Here is a 20661-nt window from a genome sequence, read left to right as displayed (position 1 = left end):
ACCGAAGCGAACACATCGGCAACGAACTCCGATAACTCAACCCGGAGCCGTTCCACCTCCCCCAGCCTCATGCCAGGAAGATGCCCGCCACCAGGCGAGATCACCCAAGGTAACGAAGCACTACTAGTTGCTGGTTCCGTAGGCGGCCATGAACATGTCCAGCAGTCCGTCGACCGCGTCCTCGTCGATGGGGCGGGTTGACAGCAGGCTGCGGTAGTACAGCGTGCCGCACAGCACCTCAGCGGCGAATTCCAGATTCGCTTCCGCGGTCAGTTCACCGGTGCGCTGGGCGCGGGTGATTCGGTCGAGGGTGCTCTGCTCGACGGTGACCAGGAACCGTTCGTGCAGGGTTGCCCGCAGCATTGAATCGGCCTGAGCCTCGGCGATGACCGCGCGGTAGACGGGGCCGATCGGCGGGCTCGAGAGGGCGAGGCCCGAGCGTAGGAACTGTTCGCGCAGATCCGCGCGGACGTCCCCGGTGTCGCGGTAGTCCAGGTCACTGGTCCACACGCGGCTGAGCGCGTCGAGCAGCAGCGCCGACATGGACGGCCAGCGCCGGTAGATCGTGTGTTTTCCGACCCCGGCCCTTCGGCCGACCGCCTCGATGCTCAGGCCCGCGTATCCGACCTCCGCAGCCAGGTCGAGGGTCACCTGCAGCAGCTCTTCGGTGCGTGCGGCGCCTCGGCGTCTCGGCGTGGCGGGCGTGTCGGTCATGCCGCCATCCTAACGGCACATGGCGTGCCGTTGACAATGCCGAGGGCTGCGCGCAGTATTCAGACTCGATCGGCACGTAGCGTGCCGATCTCGGATGTGGCGGCACGTCGCCACCCACGCGCCCGAGATCCAGCACATCAGACCCTCTCAGGGAGATCTGCCATGAGCAGCACCGAAAGCAGCACGCACGAGGGATTCACGGCCGAGGAGCGGGCCGCGATGAAGGACCACGCCCAAGAGCTGAAGACGGCAGCCCGCCGCAGTTCGCGCGCGGACAAGGCGGCGGAGGCGGAGCGGGACGTGCTCGCGAAGATCGCCGAGATGCAGGACTCGGACCGGATCATGGCTGAGCGGATCCATGCCGTCATCACAGCCAGCGCCCCGGCCCTCGCGCCGAAGCTCTGGTACGGGATGCCCGCCTACGCGCTGGACGGCAAGGTCGTGTGCTTCTTCCAGAGCGCGGAGAAGTTCAAGGCCCGCTACGCGACGCTCGGGTTCAGCGACCGGGCGAAGCTGGACGAGGGCACGATGTGGGCGGCCGGTTTCGCCCTGACCGAGGTGACGGCCGAGGTGGAGGCGCGGATCGGTGCGCTCGTGAAGCAGGCGGTGAGCTGAGGCGCGCCCGGTGAACGGGCGGGGCCTGTGGCACCTCAGCGTGCTCGGCGGCCTGGCGCTGCTGGTAAAGCATCTGCTGCGCGCCCTCACGGACGACGTCGAGGCGCCAGGCTGACCACAGCAGGTGGCAAATCCTGCCCACTACATGCTCAGTCGCAGATGTGACGCGCCGTCCGGGCGCCGCTTCGGACGGCGCGCGTGCGCCAGGCTGGGCCGAGGGCAGAGCGCGTGCGGGTCCGCGGGATCGACGACGCCGAGGGCGGACGGCTGCTGCGGATCATCCGCAGGGGCACCGGGTCGGTGGTGGCCTGGCGGCGGGCCCGGATGGTGCTGCTGTCCGCCCGGGGCATGCCCGTGGCGAAGATCCGGTCGCTCACGGCGCGCTCCGACGTCTACCAACCGACCAGGGATTCAGGAAGGGGTGCGCCGGAGATCGCCACTGACCACTGGCGTTCGCGCCTGTTGGTGTCAGGCGTTGACGTCGGATACCAGGCGCGGGCTGGGCCGGTGTCCGTCACGCGCCCCTTCTGTGTCACTCGTCTGCGTCGTCGGGGGCGACAGCGAGCAGCAATCCGCCGAGGCTGGACATGACACAGGTGCGGCGCGTTGCCGATCCTCAAGCCCGACCGTACGGGGCCTGGGACGCGGCGCCTCAGACACGCACTGCCGAGGGAAGTCAGAGGTGCCGTCGCATGTCACACCGCGCTGTGCGGGGGCCGGAAGCCACGTGGGTGGCCAGGTCGGCGGGCGCCCTACTGTGCCTCGCGGTGGCCGTCATCCATGTCAAGGATCAAGGCGGCGTCACGACGACGAGGGATCCCCACTACATCGGTGTCGCCTACCACGTCCTGGAGATCGCGGCCGTGGTCGCTGCCGCGCTGCTTCTCGCCGGCAGCGTCCGATCGGGGTGGCTGTTGGCGGCCGGGGTCGCCGCGGGCCCCCTGCTGGGATACGTCCTCTCCAGGGGGCCCGGGCTGCCCCACTACACCGACGACATCGGCAACTGGACGGAACCGCTCGGGCTGGTCAGCCTGGCCGTCGAAGGAGCCCTGCTCCTTTTGTCGGTTCCGCTCCTGGTGCGAAGTTTGCTGCACCGCAGAACCTTGTAGGGCTGCGCGGCGCGACGGCGGCGCGGCGCGACGCGGCCGAACTGGTGGGCCGGGTGCCCCCGGCCCACCAGGTGAGCCCCAGGTCAGCGCAGCTGGTTGAGTGCCTTCTGGAAGGCGGTCGCGTGTTTGGCCTCGTCGGCGGCTGTGTCGCGGAAGTAGGTGGCGACGGCAGCGTCACCGACGGTCGCGGCCCGATTGGCGAACCCGGGGTACAGCGTGGTCGCTTCGTTGCGCTCCCCGGAGATGGCCTTGCTCAGGTTCGTCTTCGTCGTGCGGACCAGCCCGGCCAGGACCGCTTCGCCGGCGAAGTGCTCGTGCAGCTCGACCCCGGCGGTGCCTTCGAACAACCGGGCCAGTGCCGGGTTGCCGCTCTGCCGTGCCTGGACGGCGTAGAGCATGTACTTGGCGTGGGCGAGCGCCTCGCCGTGCATGGCGGTGTCGAGGTTGGTCCGGGTGCGGGCTGCCTTCACCTGCGGAAGGCCGGCGGGCACGGACACGGTGTTGGCCGTCGGCGGCGCCGGGACGGTGCCGCGGCCGGTGGTCACCGCTGTCAGCGCGGTGCGGTAGGCGTCGCGGTGGCGGCCCTCGTCGGCGGCGATCTCGGTGAACAACTTGGCGGCCGCGAGGTCCCCGTCGGCGCGGGCCTGACTGGCGAAGCCGTGGTACATCACCTGGTGTTCGTACGTCTCGCCGTTGATGGCCTGGCGCAGGTTGGACGCGTTCGTGCCGACCGTGCCAGCCAGGGTGGCGGCCTGATGCAGGTGCTCGTTCAGCTCCGTCTGCGCGGTGCTGCTGAAGAGCCTACCGACGGCCGGGTGGCCCTGGCGGTCGGCCTCGGTGCCGAAAAGGCTGTAGGAGGCGTAGGCGAACGCTTCCCCCTTCATGGCGGTGGTGAGGTCGGAGAGCGTCTGTGCGCGGAAGCCCTGGGTCACTGTGTGTGCTGCCCGCTTCTGGGCGCTTGGCATGGCGAAAGCGACAGCCGTAGCCGCCTGGGACGCGGCGGTCAGCGTGCATACGCCGACCAGGAGCGTGCGTATCGAGTGGCGGACCATGATGTCTCCTTCGAGGGCGCGTTCGGAGTAAGGGGTCCCTTTCCTCAGTGCAGCCCGCACACGTGTGCACTGCCCCTTCACGTAGCCCTTTCGGGTGAGCGCGCACAGTGACCGAACATCCGATGGTTGCCACGTTCTACCTGGTCACATACATGATCGGAGTATCCGCCCTCGATCGGTTCTTCGCTGGTGCTGCGCTCCGCCGCTGCGCGTCGGCTGAAGCCGATTCGAGGCGTCGTTCAGCCCTGCGGCTGGGAACCGCGGCCCTGAGGTGATCGAACTCCGCGGTCCGCACTCCTCCAGCAACCCACCGCTGTACGAACGACCTTGACGCCCCTGGGCCGCGTCTGCTCGGCTCTGCCTGGGCCGATGGCGTTCGGGATGGGAGTTCCCCACGCACGCCCTCTACGGGCCCGCGGCCGGGAACGGCGCCCCCTCCATCCCGGTGCCTGCCGATCCCCCGTGGGAGGCACCGCCTCGACTGTGGCCCGCTCCATGCGGAGATCGACTCCTGGGGCCGTAGTTCGCTGCGGTCCCAGGGGCCGGCCGTGGAAGACCTCCGACGGTCCGCCCGTCACGGCGTCGCTGATCTTCACCGGCTCCATGGGGCTGGCGCTGGACCGGAACCGCTTCAACCATCGCGTCCGGCGGCCGGCACTTCGAGCCGCGGGCGTCGAGACCGGGCGGGAGAACGGCATGCACGCGCTGCGGCACTTCTGCGCCTCGGTGCTGCTGGACGCGGGGGAGAGCACCAAGGCTCTCAGCGAGTACCTGGGGCACCATGACCCCGGCTTCACGCTGCGGACGTACACGCACCTGATGCCGTCGAGCGGGACCCGGACCCGGGCCGCCGTGGATCGCGTCTCTAGCGGACGAAGAACCACCGGATGACGGCCCGGACACGGCCCAGGAGAGTTTCCAGGGCTCTGACCTGCGGCTGTCTCAATAGCCGAAGTCCTGCGTCCACCAAGGACCGCCGGTGCCGAAGTGCACGCCGACACCGAGGGTCTTGAAGTCGCAGTCGAGTATGTTCGCCCGGTGGCCGGGGCTGTTCATCCAGGCGTCCATCACCGCGGCCGGGTCCGCCTGGCCGCGGGCTATGTTCTCGCCGCCGAGGCCGACGATCCCGAGCTTCGCCGCCCGGTCCCACGGCGTGGCCCCGCTGGGGTCGGTGTGGTCGAAGAAGTCCTGGGCGGCCATGGCCCGGCTGAAGCTCTCGGCCAGTTTCGTCAGCGCACCGTTCGCCGTGACCGGGGTGCAGCCGGCCTTCGCCCGCTCCGCGTTCACCAGCTTCAGGACCTGTGCCTCGGCGGACTCCGCGGCCGGGGCCGCGGCCTGTGCGGGCACCTTCGACGCCCGGCGGGCCGGGGTGTCCGGCTTCGGCTTCCCGTTCCGGCCCGGCGCGGCCGTCGTCGGCTCCGCCGGGTGCGGGGCCGCGGGGGCGGCCGAGGGGGAGGAGGGAGCGGGGGACGCCGACGGCGACGCCGAGCGGCTCGGGGAGGACGAGCGGTCCGCGCCGCGGCTCGTCGACGGGGAGTCGGTGCGCTGCTGCACGCTGCCGGACGTCCCGCCCTGCTCCGTCGCCGAGTTCGTGGGGGTGCCGGCGGCCTGCACCGCGTCGGCGCCGGTGCTGCTGCCGCCGCCCAGTCGGTAGTTGTCCAGGCCGGGCACCGCGCCGGTCGCGACCGCGACCGTGCCGAGGGCGACGGCGGCCGAGACGCCGAGCAGGCCCGTGCGGACGGGCGTCGCCGCCTTCTTGCGGCGGCGGTGACCGCTCCGGCGCGGCCCGTTCGACGGGGAGAAGCCGTCGGCGGGGAAGCTCACCGTGCGCGAGGCCCGCGCGTGCTCGTCGTCCGCCCCGAACAGGTACTCCTGCGCCCTCGTGTATGCGTCCGGGTTCAGGTACGGCGCGATGCCCAGGCGGCCGTCGTCCGCGTACCGGTCCCGCGGGTCGTGGCCCCGTGCGCGCGACCCGTGCGTCTCCGTGGCCCCCGGGGCGCGGCCCGTGGCGGCGCGGCCGGCGTCAGGGCGTCGGTGGCGTCCCATGTCCTGGCCTTCCTCGTCCTGCCTGCGGGCCGCCGCGCGCATGGAGCCGTCACGAGCAACCCAACTCACACGATCGAGTGAGTTTCAATTGAGATTCATTGGGTCGGGACGGTACCCCATGGCGTCGGGGGAGGACGTGCCCCGAGAGGTATTGGCCCGTTAGGTTGCACCCATGAGCGAGGATGTACGGATGACCGCATGGGTGCGCGGACGCGTCCAGGGTGTGGGTTTCCGCTGGTTCACCCGGGCCAGAGCCCTGGAGATCGGGGGCCTCAGTGGTTTTGCTCTCAATCTCGACGACGGACGCGTCCAGGTGGTCGCCGAAGGGCCGCGCACGGCGTGCCATGCCCTGCTCGTCTGGTTGCAGAGTGGCGACACGCCCGGTCGCGTGGACGGCGTCACCGAGATCTGGGCCACACCCCGCGGGGGGTACGAGGGCTTCGTGGAGCGCTGAGCCGTCCCCGCCGGAGACGCCCGCGCCGGCGGCGGGAGACGCCGCCGGCGCCTGCCCCCGGGCGAAAGGAGCAGGTGGTTGCCGAGAGGGGCTTGCCGTACGGGGTTCCGCACGGCAGGATGATCGCCACGCCCCGAGGGGCCCGCAGGAGTCGCAGCGCCGCCGCCGTTCGGCCGCGCGCCCCCGGGACGCCCGCCGATACGGGGCGTGATCGTGTTGACCGTCAAACTTTTTGGTGAGACGCTGAAAACCCGCGCACCTTAGCTGTTTGGCATGGATGAACGGCAGCACGAAGTCCACAGTGCCAAGCGCTGCGGGTGCGAATCCCTCACGACCCACACCGCTTCGGTCGGTCACTCAGTGTGGAGGACCATCCATCATGGCAAAGGCGCTTCTCGGTTACGTCGGTGGCTCCGACCCTCGACTCCTCGCCGAGATGCGACGGCTCCAGCAGCGTGTCCAGGACCTCGAATCCGAGCTCGTACGGATCCAGGCCGAGAACGACGCGCTGGCGGCTGCCGCTTCTCACGACAGGATCATGGAGCGCGTCGACGCACACCAGGCGGAGCCTGCGCTCACCTGATCACTGCATCGCACCACGGCACAGTGGTTGGCTGCCCGTATCAACCGCTCAGTTGTCAGATTTGCAAGGGACGCTCCGGCGTCCCTTCTTTCTTGCCCCCGCACATTCTTTCACCCTCTTCAACGTGTGGTCTGCCCTGCCCGTTCACGCGCGAAACCGCGCGTTCATGGAGTGGGACGGCCCTCGCGGGTAGAGTCCAGCGCCGTGCACCTCAAGGCCCTGACCCTCCGCGGGTTCAAGTCGTTCGCCTCGGCCACCACGCTCCGCTTCGAGCCGGGCATCACCTGCGTGGTCGGCCCGAACGGCTCGGGCAAGTCCAACGTCGTGGACGCGCTCACCTGGGTCATGGGGGAGCAGGGTGCCAAGTCCCTGCGCGGCGGCAAGATGGAGGACGTCATCTTCGCCGGCACCACCGGCCGCCCGCCGCTCGGCCGCGCCGAGGTCTCGCTGACCATCGACAACTCCGACGGGGCGCTGCCCATCGAGTACGCCGAGGTCACCATCACGCGGATCATGTTCCGCAACGGCGGCAGCGAGTACCAGATCAACGGCGACACCTGCCGGCTGCTCGACATCCAGGAACTCCTCTCCGACTCCGGCATCGGCCGCGAGATGCACGTCATCGTCGGCCAGGGCCAGCTCGACTCCGTCCTGCACGCCGACCCCATGGGCCGCCGCGCCTTCATCGAGGAGGCAGCCGGCGTCCTCAAGCACCGCAAGCGCAAGGAGAAGGCGCTGCGGAAACTGGACGCCATGCGGGCCAATCTGGCGCGTGTGCAGGACCTCACCGACGAGCTCCGCCGCCAGCTGAAACCGCTCGGCCGGCAGGCCGCGGTCGCCCGCCGCGCCGCCGTGATCCAGGCCGACCTGCGCGACGCCCGGCTCCGGCTGCTCGCCGACGACCTCGTCCGGCTCCGCCAGGCCCTGCAGACGGAGATCGCCGACGAGGCCGCGCTCAAGGAGCGCAAGGAGAGCGCCGAGGACGAGCTGCGCAAGGCGCTCCAGCGCGAGTCCCTGCTGGAGGACCAGGTGCGCCGGCTCGCCCCGCGCCTGCGGACCGCCCAGCAGACCTGGTACGAGCTGTCCCAGCTCGCCGAACGGATCCGCGGCACCGTCTCGCTCGCCGACGCCCGGGTCAAGAGCGCCACCTCCGCACCCCCCGAGGAGCGCCGCGGCCGCGACCCCGAGGACCTGGAGCGCGAGGCCGCCCGCGTCCGCGAGCAGGAGGCCGAACTGGAGGCCGCGCTGGAGGCGGCGCAGCGCGCCCTGGAGGACACCGTCGCCCACCGCGCCGACCTGGAGCGCGAACTCGCCGCCGAGGAGCGCCGCCTGAAGGACGCGGCCCGGGCCATCGCCGACCGCCGCGAGGGCCTGGCCCGGCTCAGCGGCCAGGTCAACGCGGCCCGTTCACGCGCCGCCTCCGCACAGGCCGAGATCGACCGGCTCGCCGCCGCCCGGGACGAGGCACAGGAGCGGGCCGTCCACGCCCAGGAGGAGTACGAGGCCCTGCAGGCCGAGGTCGACGGGCTCGACGCCGGCGACGCGGAACTCGCCGCCCGGCACGAGACCGCCCGGCAGCGGCTCGGCGACGCGGAGTCCGCCCTCGCCGCGGCCCGGGACGCGGTCGCGGCCACCGAGCGGCAGCGCGCGGCGACCCAGGCGCGGCACGACGCCCTGGCCCTCGGACTGCGCCGCAAGGACGGCACCGGCGCGCTGCTCGGCGCCCGCGATCGCCTCGCCGGGATGCTCGGCCCGGCGGCCGAGCTGCTGACGGTGTCCCCGGGACACGAGACCGCGCTGGCCGCCGCCTTCGGCGCCGCGGCCGACGCCCTCGCGGTCGCCTCCCCGTCCGCGGCCGCGGACGCGATCCGGCTGCTGCGCAAGGAGGACGCGGGACGGGCGGCCCTGCTCGTCGGCGGCGCCCCGGACACCGCCGCGCCCGACGCACGCCCCGGCGGTCCGCCGGCCGCGGCCGACCTGGTCCGCGGGCCCGCCGAGCTCATGCCCGCCGTACGGCGGCTGCTGCACGGCATCGTCGTCGTGTCCACCCTCGAGGACGCCGAGGACTTCGTCTTCGCGCGGCCCGGGCTCACCGCCGTCACCGCCGACGGGGACGTCCTCGCGGCGCACTTCGCGCACGGCGGGTCGGCCGGCGCGCCCAGCCTGCTGGAGGTCCAGGCCTCCGTCGACGAGGCCGCCGCCGAGCTGCGGGAGCTGGCCGTGCGGTGCACGGAGCTCACCGGGACCCGGGACGGGGCCGCCGGCCACCGCACCGAGTGCGCCGCACGGGTGGAGGAGCTCGGCGAACAGCGGCGGGCCGCCGACCGGGAGAAGTCGTCCGTGGCCCAGCAGCTCGGCCGGCTCGCCGGACAGGCCCGCGGCGCCGCCGGCGAGGCCGAGCGGTCCGCGGCCGCCGCCGCCCGCGCCCAGGACGCCCTGGACCGGGCGCTGCAGGAGGCCGAGGAACTCGCCGAACGCCTCGCCGTCGCCGAGGAGGCCCCGATGGAGGAGGAACCCGACACCTCCGTACGGGACCGCCTCGCCGCCGACGGCGCCAACGCCCGGCAGACCGAGATGGAGGCCCGCCTCCAGGCCCGTACCCACGAGGAGCGGGTGAAGGGCCTGGCCGGACGGGCGGACTCCCTCGACCGGGCCGCCCGCACCGAGCGCGAGGCCCGCGCCCGCGCCGAGCAGCGGCGCGCCCGGCTGCGCCACGAGGCGGACGTCGCCGGGGCCGTCGCCTCCGGCGCCCGGCAACTCCTCGCCCATGTGGAGGTGTCGCTGCTGCGCGCCGAGCGGGAGCGTGCCGCCGCCGAGGCGGCCAAGGCCGCCCGGGAGGAGGAGCTCGGCCGGGCCCGCACCGAGGGCCGCGACCTCAAGACCGAACTGGATAAGCTCACCGACTCGGTGCACCGGGGCGAGGTGCTCGGCGCGGAGAAGCGGCTGCGGATCGAGCAGCTGGAGACGAAGGCGCTGGAGGAGCTGGGGGTCGAGCCCGCGGGGCTGGTGGGCGAGTACGGTCCGCACCAGCCGGTGCCGCCGTCGCCGCCCGCGGAGGGGGAGGAGCTGCCGGAGGACCCGGAGCATCCGCGCAACCGTCCCCGGCCCTTCGTGCGCGCCGAGCAGGAGAAGCGCCTGAAGACCGCGGAACGGGCCTACCAGCAGCTGGGCAAGGTCAATCCGCTGGCCCTGGAGGAGTTCGCGGCGCTGGAGGAGCGCCACCAGTTCCTCAGCGAGCAGCTGGAGGACCTGAAGAAGACCCGCGCCGACCTGCTCCAGGTCGTGAAGGAGGTCGACGAGCGCGTCGAGCAGGTCTTCACGGAGGCCTACCGGGACACCGCCCGCGAGTTCGAGGGCGTCTTCGGCCGCCTCTTCCCCGGCGGCGAGGGCCGCCTGGTGCTCACCGACCCCGACAACATGCTCACCACGGGCGTGGACGTGGAGGCCCGCCCGCCCGGCAAGAAGGTCAAGCGGCTGTCCCTGCTCTCCGGCGGCGAGCGCTCGCTGACGGCCGTGGCGCTGCTCGTGTCCATCTTCAAGGCACGCCCCAGCCCCTTCTACGTCATGGACGAGGTCGAGGCCGCGCTGGACGACACCAACCTGCAGCGGCTGATCCGCATCATGCAGGAGCTGCAGGAGGCCTCGCAGCTCATCGTGATCACCCACCAGAAGCGCACGATGGAGGTCGCCGACGCGCTGTACGGGGTCTCCATGCAGGGTGACGGTGTGTCGAAGGTCATCTCCCAGCGGCTGCGCTGAACCCCGGCCTGCCCCCTCGGCGGAGCCGCCGCCGGGGCCCCGCAAGCCCCTGCGTTTCCGCGTCACTTCGGGGTAAGCGGACGTTGACTCGTAGTTGAGTTCATTACTTGAAAGCAAGCTCGACACGCCGTCCGGGGAAAGTCACAGCGGTCGACCTATTGACTTCGAAACTTGAAGGCATAGTGTCTGCAACGTTGCTTTTACCTTCAGGTCTCGCGACCGTGGAAGGGCTGACCCCCACCCGGCAGCGTTGCCGGTGGCCCGAGGAGTACACGTGACCAGCACAGCGCAGGCACCACAGTCAGGAGCCCGGACGGCTCACCCCGATCATCTGGGGCACGTCATCTTCATCGCGGCCGCGGCCGCGATGGGCGGCTTCCTCTTCGGCTACGACAGCTCCGTCATCAACGGCGCCGTCGAGGCCATCCGGAGCCGGTACGACATCGGCTCCGCGGCGCTGGCCCAGGTCATCGCCATCGCCCTGATCGGATGCGCCATCGGCGCCGCGACCGCCGGCCGCATAGCCGACCGCATCGGCCGCATCCGCTGCATGCAGATCGCCGCCGCGCTCTTCACCGTCAGCGCCGTCGGCTCGGCGCTTCCCTTCGCGCTCTGGGACCTCGCCTTCTGGCGCATCGTCGGCGGCTTCGCCATCGGCATGGCCTCGGTCATCGGCCCGGCCTACATCGCCGAGGTCGCCCCGCCCGCCTACCGCGGCCGGCTCGGCTCCTTCCAGCAGGCCGCGATCGTCGTCGGCATCGCCATCTCCCAGCTGGTCAACTGGGGCCTGCTGAACGCCGCCGGCGGCGACCAGCGCGGCCACCTGATGGGCCTGGAGGCCTGGCAGGTCATGCTGGGCGTCATGGTCGTCCCGGCCGTCCTGTACGGCCTGCTCTCCTTCGCCATCCCCGAGTCCCCGCGCTTCCTGCTCTCCGTCGGCCGGCGCGAGCGCGCCCGCGAGATCCTCGCCGAGGTCGAGGGCGACGGCACCGACCTCGACGCCCGCGTCTCCGAGATCGAGCACGCCATGAAGAGCGAGCACAAGTCCACCTTCAAGGACCTGCTCGGCGGCGGCTTCTTCTTCAAGCCGATCGTCTGGGTCGGCATCGGCCTGTCGGTCTTCCAGCAGTTCGTCGGCATCAACGTCGCGTTCTACTACTCCTCGACGCTGTGGCAGTCGGTCGGCGTCGACCCGACGGACTCGTTCTTCTACTCCTTCACGACGTCGATCATCAACATCGTCGGCACCGTGATCGCGATGATCTTCGTGGACCGCATCGGCCGCAGGCCGCTCGCCCTCATCGGCTCCGTCGGCATGGCCGTCGGCCTTGCGCTGGAGGCCTGGGCCTTCTCCTCCGACCTGGTCGGCGGCAAGCTGCCCGCCACCCAGGGCTGGGTCGCCCTGATCGCCGCCCACGTCTTCGTCCTCTTCTTCGCCCTCTCCTGGGGCGTGGTCGTCTGGGTCATGCTCGGCGAGATGTTCCCGAACCGGCTCCGTGCCGCCGCCCTGGGCGTGGCCGCCGCCGCGCAGTGGATCGCCAACTGGGCCATCACCGCGAGCTTCCCGTCGCTGGCCGACTGGAACCTGTCCGGCACGTACGTGATCTACACGGTCTTCGCCGCGCTCTCCATCCCGTTCGTCCTGAAGTTCGTCAAGGAGACGAAGGGCAAGTCGCTGGAGGAGATGGGCTGACCGCCGCCCCGAGCCCGAGGAGACGGGGCCAAGACCCCGCTGCCCCTCTCCTCGCACCGTCCGCCGCCCCCGCCCGGCCCTGGCCGAGCGGGGGCGGCGGTGTGTCGTACGGCGGTGTGTCGTAGGGCGGTGCGTCACCGGCGGGGAGCCGCGCCGGCGTCGGCCTCCGGGCGCGCTCACCGGCGCCGCCCCTGCCGCCCCCGCCGCCCGCGCCGGGCCGTCCGGCGCGGGCGGCGCGGACCGACCGGCCCGCTGCGGGAGCGCCCGGTGGTCCGGAGCGGCCGCTCGATGCCGCCGGGCCTTCGCCGGCCCGTTGAGGCGAGATCGCAGGACCGGGTGGGGCGGCGCGGGCTGGTCGGACCGCGGCGGGAGCGCAGAGGCGGCGGGATGGCCGGGCCTGACGGGGCCTTCGCCGGCTGAAGGTTGCGACTCCGCGCGCCGGTCGTTCCGGCGCGCACGGGGTCCGCCGTCGCCGGGCGGGATCGAGCCGGGGCCGTCGGCCCATGGGGCGGTGGACGTCCCCGGCCCGTGCGGGGACGCGGCCGCCGCGGGCGGTGCCCTGCCGCGGGCCCCGATTCCGGATCCGGTGCGCGGCCGCGCCCCGGACGCCGTATGAAGGGGAGTCCGCCCCGGGGCGGCGGGACCGGCCGCCCGGGTAGCGCCCCACGCCGCCTGCGCAGACATACGGACCGTGCCCGTCGGCGAGACGGAGGGCTGCCCTCGGACGGGAGGGCGTGAACGGGGCGTCGCGCGCCGCGGCGAACCAGCCCGGCGGGCGTGGGCGGTGGCCTCGCCGGGTGTCGGCCGGCCCGACCGGAGGGAGCGAGCGGTGCACCGCCTCGCACCGCCCCTCCCTGCGCAGGCCCGCTCGCGCGTGCGGAACGCGGCTCCTCCGCTCGTCTGCCCGCTCGCCGGGCGTGGGCGGAGGCCCCTCCCTGACGCCGCCCGCCCCTTCGCGCGCCGGCCCGCTCGCCGGAGCCGGGCCCGGGGCGGGCACGAGAAGTCCCCCTCCACCCCGTCGTGTGGAGGGGGACCGCGTCGGTCGTCGTGGTGTCAGACGGTCGCCGGAGCCGGCTCCTCGGCCGCCGCGTCCTCCGCCGGGGCCGGAGCCGGGGCGGCCACCGCCGGCTTGGGCAGCACGACGTACAGCAGACCCGAGATCACGATCGTGGCGATCCAGCCGAGGCCGTACTCGCCGACGACGTTGTTCTTCGCCAGCGGGCCCGTGAACCAGTCCGAGGTGGAGAAGAGCAGGCCGGAGACCAGGCCGACCGCCCAGGCGGCCACGGCCGCGGGGGAGAAGCCGCCCCGGTACCAGTAGGCGCTGGTGCGCGTGGTGTCCGCCATGGCCCGGCCGTCGTAGTCGGTGCGCCGCAGCATGTCCGCGCCGAAGACGCCGACCCAGGCGGAGAAGGCCACGGCCAGCAGCGACAGGAAGGCGATGAACGAGCCCATGAAGCTGGTCGCCACGAGCATCAGGACGCCGCCGAAGGCCAGGGAGATCACGGCGTTGACCGAGACCGCCCAGTGCCGGGGGACCTTGAAGCCGAGGGTCTGCGCGGTGAATCCGGCCGAGTACATCGACATCGAGTTGATCAGCAGCATGCCGATCAGGGCGATCATCAGGTACGGCACCGCGATCCACGTCGGCAGGATCTCGCCGACGAAGGAGACCGGGTCGGCGGCGGAGGCGAGGTCCGGCGTGGACACCGCCATCACCGCGCCCATCAGCACCATGGGGAGCACCACGATGCCGGCGCCGCCGACCGAGGTGCCCACGATCGCCTTGGACGAGGCGGTGCGCGGCAGGTAGCGGGTGAAGTCCGGTGCGGAGGGGATCCAGCTGACGCCGCCCGCCGCGATCAGCCCGATGCCCGTGATCACCGAGGCCGCCGAGCCGGCGGGCCGGTCGGTCACGCGCGACCAGTCGGTGTGCACGATCAGGTAGCCGAGGACCAGGACCGAGAAGACGCCGAAGAGGTAGGTGGCGTACTTGTTGCACTTCTGGACGGCGTTGATGCCGAGCCCGGAGATCGCGAAGGTCGCGACGACGAACGCCAGCAGCATCACCATGTCCAGCACGCTGTTCGCCTTGAGGCCGAACACGATGTCCAGGATGGTGAGCATCGCGTAGGCGCCGGTCACCGCGTTGATGGTCTCCCAGCCCCACCGGGCCACCCAGATCAGCGAGCCGGGCAGCAGGTTGCCGCGCTGCCCGAAGACGGCCCGGGACAGCGCCATGCCGGGCGCCCCGCCGCGCTTGCCCGCGATGCCGATGAGGCCGACCAGCCCGTACGAGACCAACGGGGCCGCGGCGGCCACCACGAGCGCCTGCCAGATGTCGAGGTGGTACGCCACGACGAGGCTCGCGCCCATCGTGAGCAGCAGCACGCTGATGTTGGCGCCGACCCAGGTCGGGAACAGCTCACGTGTCCTGGCGGTGCGCTCGTGGTCGGGCACCTGCTCGATGCCGCGGGTTTCCAGGGCGCCTTCGGTCTCGGCGGTCTTACTCATGAAGAAACGTTCCGTGCCTCGGTCGTGGGGGGAGGGGGAGGTGCGGGGCTGCGGGGGAGGAGGATGACTACGGAGAAGACAGAAAGTGACGTCGGGACTCTACGCGCCGGAGCGCGAGCGACTCCATCGTACTTTGATACGACTCATGCCTTTCAGTGGCGTTTGTCTCTTGGCGGAAGACACGAGCGGGGTGTCGCCATGACCCATGGCTGATACTGGACGGGTTATGGAAACCGTCATCCTTGCTGTAGTCATCGCCGTGGTCGCGGTCGTCGCGCTTGGCGGGCTCATCGTCGGCAGTCGACGGAAGAAGTCGCTGCCGCCGCCGCCCCCCTCGACGCCCGACATCACCGCCCCTCCGGCCGAACCGCACGTCGGCGACGAGGCCGAGACGCCGCGCGAAGAACCGCGGCGGACCATAGAGGAGGTGGACCTTCCGGGCGGCTCCGCTCCCGTCGCCGTGGAGGAGCCTCCCGTCGAGGAGCTCCCGGCCCCCGAGATCGAGGTTCCGGAGCCCACCGCCGGCCGCCTGGTGCGGCTGCGCAGCCGCCTCTCCCGTTCGCAGAACGCGCTGGGCAAGGGCCTGCTGACCCTGCTGTCGCGCGAACACCTCGACGACGACACCTGGGAGGAGATCGAGGACACCCTGCTGACCGCCGACGTCGGCGTGCAGCCCACCCAGGAACTCGTCGAGCGGCTGCGCGAGCGCGTCCGCGTGCTCGGCACCCGCACCCCCGACGAACTGCGCGGCCTGCTCCGCGAGGAGCTGCTCACCCTGGTCGGCCCCGACCTGGACCGGACGGTCAGGACGGAGCCCCCCGCCAGCAAGCCCGGCATCGTGATGGTCGTCGGCGTCAACGGCACCGGCAAGACCACCACCACCGGCAAGCTCGCCCGGGTGCTGGTGGCCGACGGGCGCAGCGTCGTGCTCGGCGCCGCCGACACCTTCCGTGCCGCCGCCGCCGACCAGCTGCAGACCTGGGGCGAGCGGGTCGGCGCCCACACCGTGCGCGGCCCGGAGGCGGGCGACCCGGCCTCCGTCGCCTTCGACGCGGTCAAGGAGGGCAAGGAGATCGGGGCCGACGTCGTCCTCATCGACACCGCCGGCCGGCTGCACACCAAGACCGGCCTCATGGACGAGCTGGGCAAGGTCAAGCGCGTCGTGGAGAAGCACGCCCCGATCGACGAGGTGCTGCTGGTGCTCGACGCGACGACCGGGCAGAACGGCCTGGTGCAGGCGCGGGTCTTCGCCGAGGTGGTCGACATCAGCGGCATCGTCCTCACCAAGCTGGACGGCACCGCCAAGGGCGGCATCGTCGTCGCGGTCCAGCGCGAGCTGGGCGTGCCGGTCAAGCTGATCGGGCTCGGCGAGGGCGCGGACGACCTGGCGCCGTTCGAGCCGGAGGCGTTCGTGGACGCGCTCATCGGAGAGTGACCGACGGCGCCCCTGCGACGGCGCCCGCCCCCGGAGATGTGCCGGGGACGGGCGCCGTCGTCGTACCGCCGCGGGGGCGCGGGGGATGCGAGGGGTGGGCGGAGCGGTGGCGGCCGGGGGCGGGGTCAGGCGCGGGAGCGGTGGGCCACGTACGCCAGTGTGCCCAGCAGCAGCCGGGCCTCCGGCGGCTGGGCCGACTCCAGGGCCGGCGGGCGCAGCCAGCGCGCCGGGCCGAGGCCGCCGCGGTCGGACGGCGGGGCCGTGATGTGCGTCCCGGCGCCGAGCCCGCGCAGGTCGAGGGCGTCGGGGTCGTCCCAGCCCATGCGGTAGAGCAGGTCGGTCAGCTCGGCGGCGGCGCCGGGGGCGACGAAGAACTGCGCGCGGCCGTCCGGGGTCGCCGTGACCGGGCCGAGGGGGAGCCCCATGCGCTCCAGCCGGGCCAGCGCCCTGCGGCCCGCCGGTTCGGCGACCTCGATCACGTCGAAGGACCGCCCGACCGCCAGCATGACCGCGGCCCCGGGCATGTCCGCCCAGGCACGGCCCACCTCGTCGAGCGTGGCGCCGGCCGGGATCTCGGGCGCGAACTCCAGGGGGTGGGCGCCCGGCGCGGGGCAGGCGGTGCGGCCGCAGGAGCAGGCGCCGCCGACGGCCCGCGCGCCCCGCGCCACGTCCCAGCCCCAGAGTCCGGTGTACTCGGCCACCGCCGTGCACTCCGTGGAGCGCAACGACCGTCCGCGCCGCCGCGTGCCGGAGCGGTTGTCGCGCATGCCGCCGATCGTGAAGCCCATGCCCCCTCCAACGGGTCCGGCGTCTCGATGGTTACGAGGCGCGTGCGGATCATCACTCTCGGTTCCCGGATCCTCCCGGGTTCCACCGGGACCGAGTGGCGCCCGGAGGTCCCCCAGGTGGTGCGCCCGACCGTGCACGCCCTCGCGCGCACCCCTCCGCCAGCTCGTTCTCGTCCTGTGTCAAGTGAATCGCGCCGGGGCCACCGAGAGTTCATTCGATGGGGTGGCGAATGGTGGCGTTTCAGGGATCGCCGTGGCTGGGCGGGTGATCGTAGGATTACTGTGAGTGTGCGAGTCCTGGGGGCACATCCACTCGTGGGTATGCCGGAGGCAAGGCGGCAGTCCGTTCGAAGGGTGAGAAGCGGCGGACGGAAGTCGTGCCGACCGGCATTCTGTTAGGGCTTGGCGCACTCGGCGGCAAGTGGTCTCAGGAATGGGGGCGTTCCAGTGAGCGGCAACGGCGGTGGCGGTACGAGCACTGCGAGCGTGGACAAGCGCCCCAACGAGCTGCTCACCTCCTGGTTCGTGCGCAGCGGCTGGTCCAAGGGCGAGCTGGCCCGCCAGGTCAACCGCAGGGCCCGCCAGTTGGGCGCCAACCACATCTCCACCGACACCTCGCGCGTACGGCGCTGGCTGGACGGGGAGAATCCGCGCGAGCCGATCCCCAGGATCCTGTCGGAGCTGTTCTCCGAGCGTTTCGGCTGCGTCGTGTCGGTGGAGGACCTCGGTCTGCGCACCGCGCGCCAGTCGCCCTCCACGACCGGCGTCGACCTGCCGTGGACGGGCCCACAGACCGTGGCCCTGCTCGGCGAGTTCTCGCGCAGCGACCTGATGCTGGCGCGGCGCGGCTTCCTCGGCAGCTCGCTGGCGCTGTCCGCGGGCCCGACCCTCATCGAGCCGCTGCAGCGCTGGCTGGTGCCCGCACCCCCGGCCCCGCTGCGGGAGCCCGAGTCGCCGTCCGCGTCCCGCCGCCCCGGCCGGCTGTCCCGGCCCGAGCTGGAGCTGCTGGAGTCCACCACCGTGATGTTCCGGCAGTGGGACGCCCAGTGCGGCGGCGGGCTGCGCCGCAAGGCCGTCGTCGGCCAGCTCCACGAGGTGACGGACCTCCTCCAGGAGTCCCAGCCCGACTCCACCGCCCGCCGGTTGTTCAAGGTCGCCGCGGAACTGGCCGAGCTGGCCGGCTGGATGAGTTACGACGTCGGGCTCCAGCCCACCGCCCAGAAGTATTTCGTGCTCGCCCTGCACGCGGCCAAGGAGGCCGGGGACAAGCCGCTCGGCTCCTACGTGCTGTCCAGCATGAGCCGCCAGATGATCCACCTGGGCCGCCCCGAGGACGCGCTGGAGCTCATCCACCTCGCGCAGTACGGCAGCCGGGACTGCGCGAGCCCGCGCACCCAGTCGATGCTGTATGCGATGGAGGCGCGCGCCTACGCCAACATGGGCCAGCCCGGCCGCTGCAAGCGTGCGGTGCGGATGGCGGAGGACTCCTTCACCGACGCCGGCGACTGGGACGAGCCGGACCCGGACTGGATCCGCTTCTTCTCCGAGGCCGAGCTGTACGGCGAGAACTCCCACTCCTACCGCGACCTCGCCTACGTGGCCGGCCGCAGCCCCACCTACGCCTCGCTCGCCGAGCCGCTGATGGAGAAGGCCGTGCTCCTGTTCGCGGAGGACGAGGAGCACCAGCGGTCGTACGCGCTCAACCTCATCGGCATGGCCACCGTCCACCTGCTCCGGCGCGAGCCCGAGCAGAGCACGACCTACGCCGTGCAGGCCATGCAGATCGCCAAGAAGGTCCGCTCCGAGCGGGTGAACACCCGCATCCGCAAGACCGTCGACAACGCCGCCCGCGACTTCGGCGACCTGGGCGAGATCGTCGACCTGACCGAGCGGCTCGCCGTCGAGCTGCCCGAGACCGCCGAGGCGGTCTGACCCACCGACCCCGGCCGCGGCCGGCCCTCCCGAACTGCCCGACTCGGCTCCCCCATGCCAGGTCATCGGAAGGCCGCCGCGGCCGGTCCATGTCCGCCTGCGGCGGCGTGTCCCGCCGTTCATCCATGCGTAACACACAGGGCGTCTTCGTCACTGCGGCGAAACAACGAGGGGCGTCGACCGAAACGGCGCTGCGTCAATCTCATGGCGCATAACCGGCCCACCCCTCCACCTCCGGACCGCTCAGGCTTCGCCCGCACGGGGCCGTACCAACCGACGAGGAGACGCCGATGGCACCAGCCATCATGCTTGCGGCGGACGCACCCAAGCTGTCGTCCGCGAACACAGGCTTCATGCTGATCTGTTCCGCCCTGGTGATGCTGATGACCCCGGGCCTGGCCTTCTTCTACGGAGGCATGGTCCGCGTCAAGAGCACGCTGAACATGCTGATGATGAGCTTCATCAGCCTGGGCATCGTGACCGTGCTGTGGGTCCTGTACGGCTTCTCGCTGGCCTTCGGCACGGACAAGGGCTCCCTGATCGGCTGGACCTCCGACTACGTCGGATTCAGCGGCATCGGGAAGACGGAGCTCTGGCCCGGATACACCATTCCGGTCTTCGTCTTCGCCGTCTTCCAGCTGATGTTCGCGATCATCACCCCGGCGCTGATCAGCGGTGCGCTGGCCGACCGCGTCAAGTTCAGCGCCTGGTCCCTCTTCCTGGTGCTGTGGGTCACGATCGTGTACTTCCCGGTCGCCCACTGGGTCTGGGGCACCGGTGGCTGGGCCTACAAGCTCGGCGTCATCGACTTCGCCGGCGGCACCGCGGTCCACATCAACGCCGGTGCGGCCGCGCTCGGCGTCATCCTCGTCATCGGCAAGCGGGTCGGCTTCAAGAAGGACCCGATGCGCCCGCACAGCCTCCCGCTGGTCATGCTCGGCGCCGGGCTGCTGTGGTTCGGCTGGTTCGGCTTCAACGCCGGCTCCTGGCTCGGCAACGACGACGGCGTCGGCCCGCTGATGTTCGTCAACACCCAGGTCGCCACCGCCGCCGCCATGCTCGCCTGGCTCGCCTACGAGAAGATCCGGCACGGCGCGTGCACCACCCTGGGCGCCGCCTCCGGCGCGGTCGCCGGACTGGTCGCGATCACCCCGTCCGGCGGCGCCGTCTCCCCGCTGGGCGCGATCGCGGTCGGCGCGATCGCCGGCGTCCTGTGCGCCATGGCCGTGGGCCTGAAGTACCGCTTCGGCTACGACGACTCCCTCGACGTCGTCGGCGTCCACATGGTCGGCGGCATCCTCGGCTCCCTGCTGATCGGCCTCTTCGCCAGCGGCAAGGGCCAGTCCGACGTCAAGGGCCTCTTCTACGGCGGCGGCCTCGACCAGTTCTGGAAGCAGTGCGCCGGCGTCTTCGCGGTCCTGGCCTACTCACTGATCGTCTCCGCGGTCCTCGCCTTCCTCCTCGACAGGACCGTCGGGATGCGGGTTCCCGAGGACGAGGAGGTCTCCGGCATCGACCAGGCCGAGCACGCCGAGACCGCATACGACTTCAGCGGCGCCGGCGGCGGCGTCATCGGATCCCTCGCCGCCGCGGCCCCGACCGCCGCGCAGAACCGGAAGGTGGATGCATGAAGCTCATCACCGCCGTCGTGAAGCCGCACCGGCTCGACGAGATCAAGGAGGCCCTGCAGGCGTTCGGCGTGCACGGCCTGACCGTCACCGAGGCGAGCGGCTACGGCCGGCAGCGGGGCCACACCGAGGTCTACCGCGGGGCCGAGTACACCGTCGACCTGGTACCGAAGATCCGCATCGAGGTGCTGGCCGAGGACGACGACGCCGATCAGCTCATCGACGTGGTGGTGAAGGCGGCCCGGACGGGCAAGATCGGTGACGGCAAGGTCTGGTCCCTGCCGGTCGAGACGGCGGTCCGGGTCCGGACCGGCGAGCGCGGCCCGGACGCGCTCTGAA

The 20661-nt window shown here is 71.9% G+C and carries 15 protein-coding genes and 2 pseudogenes; 12 read left to right on the top strand and 5 right to left on the bottom strand.

Going from position 1 to position 20661, the window contains the following annotated elements; translation table 11 throughout:
- Window positions 1-123: 123 nt before the first annotated feature.
- Window positions 124-714, bottom strand: a complete 591-nt coding sequence (locus tag P3H78_RS30130; protein ID WP_276112350.1) for a TetR/AcrR family transcriptional regulator — start codon at window positions 712-714, stop codon at window positions 124-126.
- Window positions 715-876: 162 nt separating this feature from the next.
- On the opposite strand from P3H78_RS30130, the gene P3H78_RS30125 reads away from it, so the two are divergent.
- The 3 genes and pseudogenes from P3H78_RS30125 (at window position 877) to P3H78_RS30120 (ending at window position 2438) form a co-directional block, all read left to right on the top strand.
- Complete coding sequence (locus P3H78_RS30125; RefSeq protein WP_276112349.1) at window positions 877-1329, top strand: iron chaperone; 453 nt, start codon at window positions 877-879, stop codon at window positions 1327-1329.
- A gap of 198 nt (window positions 1330-1527) precedes the next feature.
- A pseudogene (locus P3H78_RS33350) lies at window positions 1528-1716 on the top strand (hypothetical protein); the annotation flags it as partial.
- 380 nt (window positions 1717-2096) lie between these two features.
- The gene (locus tag P3H78_RS30120; RefSeq protein WP_276112348.1) at window positions 2097-2438 is read left to right on the top strand and encodes a hypothetical protein; all 342 of its coding nucleotides are present in this window, start codon (window positions 2097-2099) and stop codon (window positions 2436-2438) included.
- 83 nt (window positions 2439-2521) lie between these two features.
- Here P3H78_RS30120 and P3H78_RS30115 read toward each other — a convergent pair whose 3' ends face one another.
- Window positions 2522-3403 carry a rubrerythrin family protein gene (locus P3H78_RS30115; protein ID WP_276112347.1) on the bottom strand — a complete coding sequence of 294 codons (882 nt, stop codon included), beginning with the start codon at window positions 3401-3403 and terminating at the stop codon, window positions 2522-2524.
- 633 nt (window positions 3404-4036) lie between these two features.
- On the opposite strand from P3H78_RS30115, the pseudogene P3H78_RS30110 reads away from it, so the two are divergent.
- A pseudogene (locus P3H78_RS30110) lies at window positions 4037-4439 on the top strand (tyrosine-type recombinase/integrase); the annotation flags it as partial.
- Here the strand turns inward: P3H78_RS30110 and P3H78_RS30105 are convergent.
- Entirely contained in the window at window positions 4433-5536 is a 1104-nt protein-coding gene (locus P3H78_RS30105; protein ID WP_276112346.1) for a CAP domain-containing protein, read from the bottom strand. The pseudogene P3H78_RS30110 and the gene P3H78_RS30105 overlap by 7 nt on opposite strands.
- 172 nt (window positions 5537-5708) lie before the next feature.
- Between P3H78_RS30105 and P3H78_RS30100 the strand changes: the two genes are divergently transcribed.
- From P3H78_RS30100 to P3H78_RS30085, 4 genes are all read left to right on the top strand, one after another.
- Window positions 5709-5990 (top strand): acylphosphatase, encoded by a 282-nt coding sequence (locus tag P3H78_RS30100; protein ID WP_276112345.1) that lies wholly within the window; start codon window positions 5709-5711, stop codon window positions 5988-5990.
- A 379-nt stretch (window positions 5991-6369) separates the two neighbouring features.
- On the top strand, window positions 6370-6573 hold the full coding sequence (locus P3H78_RS30095) for a hypothetical protein (RefSeq protein WP_018567931.1): 204 nt from the start codon (window positions 6370-6372) through the stop codon (window positions 6571-6573).
- Window positions 6574-6777: 204 nt separating this feature from the next.
- Window positions 6778-10332: a chromosome segregation protein SMC gene (gene smc, locus P3H78_RS30090; RefSeq protein ID WP_276112344.1), complete on the top strand. Its 3555-nt coding sequence runs from the start codon at window positions 6778-6780 to the stop codon at window positions 10330-10332.
- A gap of 274 nt (window positions 10333-10606) precedes the next feature.
- Window positions 10607-12025, top strand: coding sequence for a sugar porter family MFS transporter (locus P3H78_RS30085; protein ID WP_276112343.1), 1419 nt, complete (start codon window positions 10607-10609; stop codon window positions 12023-12025).
- Window positions 12026-13078: 1053 nt separating this feature from the next.
- Here P3H78_RS30085 and P3H78_RS30080 read toward each other — a convergent pair.
- Window positions 13079-14539: a cytosine permease gene (locus P3H78_RS30080; RefSeq protein ID WP_276112342.1), complete on the bottom strand. Its 1461-nt coding sequence runs from the start codon at window positions 14537-14539 to the stop codon at window positions 13079-13081.
- 226 nt (window positions 14540-14765) lie between these two features.
- Here P3H78_RS30080 and ftsY point away from each other — a divergent pair, with 226 nt between their 5' ends.
- Complete coding sequence (gene ftsY, locus P3H78_RS30075) at window positions 14766-15974, top strand: signal recognition particle-docking protein FtsY (protein ID WP_276112341.1); 1209 nt, start codon at window positions 14766-14768, stop codon at window positions 15972-15974.
- Window positions 15975-16099: 125 nt separating this feature from the next.
- Here the strand turns inward: ftsY and P3H78_RS30070 are convergent, their stop codons facing one another.
- Window positions 16100-16762, bottom strand: a complete 663-nt coding sequence (locus tag P3H78_RS30070) for a bifunctional DNA primase/polymerase (RefSeq protein ID WP_276112340.1) — start codon at window positions 16760-16762, stop codon at window positions 16100-16102.
- A 447-nt stretch (window positions 16763-17209) separates the two neighbouring features.
- On the opposite strand from P3H78_RS30070, the gene nsdA reads away from it, so the two are divergent.
- The 3 genes from nsdA to P3H78_RS30055 all read left to right on the top strand — a co-directional run bounded on the left by nsdA (window position 17210) and on the right by P3H78_RS30055 (window position 20660).
- Window positions 17210-18694 (top strand): transcriptional repressor NsdA, encoded by a 1485-nt coding sequence (nsdA, locus tag P3H78_RS30065; protein ID WP_276112339.1) that lies wholly within the window; start codon window positions 17210-17212, stop codon window positions 18692-18694.
- Between the two features lie 290 nt (window positions 18695-18984).
- Window positions 18985-20325 (top strand): ammonium transporter, encoded by a 1341-nt coding sequence (locus tag P3H78_RS30060; RefSeq protein ID WP_276112338.1) that lies wholly within the window; start codon window positions 18985-18987, stop codon window positions 20323-20325.
- Window positions 20322-20660 carry a P-II family nitrogen regulator gene (locus P3H78_RS30055; RefSeq protein WP_276112337.1) on the top strand — a complete coding sequence of 113 codons (339 nt, stop codon included), beginning with the start codon at window positions 20322-20324 and terminating at the stop codon, window positions 20658-20660. Before P3H78_RS30060 ends, P3H78_RS30055 begins: the two co-directional genes overlap by 4 nt.
- The last annotated feature ends 1 nt before the right edge of the window (window position 20661 follow it).

The sequence above is a fragment of the Streptomyces tropicalis genome (genome assembly GCF_029269835.1).
Taxonomy (GTDB): Bacteria; Actinomycetota; Actinomycetes; order Streptomycetales; family Streptomycetaceae; genus Streptomyces; species Streptomyces tropicalis.
The sequence above is the reverse complement of the archived record's forward strand: the minus strand, read 5'-3'. Positions and strand labels throughout refer to the sequence as shown.

Bases quoted from the DNA above. Each gene is read 5' to 3' on its own strand.
- P3H78_RS30130 (WP_276112350.1), bottom strand. From the start codon at position 714: ATGACCGACACGCCCGCCACGCCGAGACGCCGAGGCGCCGCACGCACC.
- P3H78_RS30125 (WP_276112349.1), top strand. From the start codon at position 877: ATGAGCAGCACCGAAAGCAGCACGCACGAGGGATTCACGGCCGAGGAG.
- P3H78_RS30115 (WP_276112347.1), bottom strand. From the start codon at position 3,403: ATGCCAAGCGCCCAGAAGCGGGCAGCACACACAGTGACCCAGGGCTTC.
- P3H78_RS30105 (WP_276112346.1), bottom strand. From the start codon at position 5,536: ATGGGACGCCACCGACGCCCTGACGCCGGCCGCGCCGCCACGGGCCGC.
- P3H78_RS30100 (WP_276112345.1), top strand. From the start codon at position 5,709: ATGAGCGAGGATGTACGGATGACCGCATGGGTGCGCGGACGCGTCCAG.
- P3H78_RS30095 (WP_018567931.1), top strand. From the start codon at position 6,370: ATGGCAAAGGCGCTTCTCGGTTACGTCGGTGGCTCCGACCCTCGACTC.
- P3H78_RS30080 (WP_276112342.1), bottom strand. From the start codon at position 14,539: ATGAGTAAGACCGCCGAGACCGAAGGCGCCCTGGAAACCCGCGGCATC.
- ftsY (WP_276112341.1), top strand. From the start codon at position 14,766: ATGGAAACCGTCATCCTTGCTGTAGTCATCGCCGTGGTCGCGGTCGTC.
- P3H78_RS30070 (WP_276112340.1), bottom strand. From the start codon at position 16,762: ATGGGCTTCACGATCGGCGGCATGCGCGACAACCGCTCCGGCACGCGG.
- P3H78_RS30060 (WP_276112338.1), top strand. From the start codon at position 18,985: ATGGCACCAGCCATCATGCTTGCGGCGGACGCACCCAAGCTGTCGTCC.
- P3H78_RS30055 (WP_276112337.1), top strand. From the start codon at position 20,322: ATGAAGCTCATCACCGCCGTCGTGAAGCCGCACCGGCTCGACGAGATC.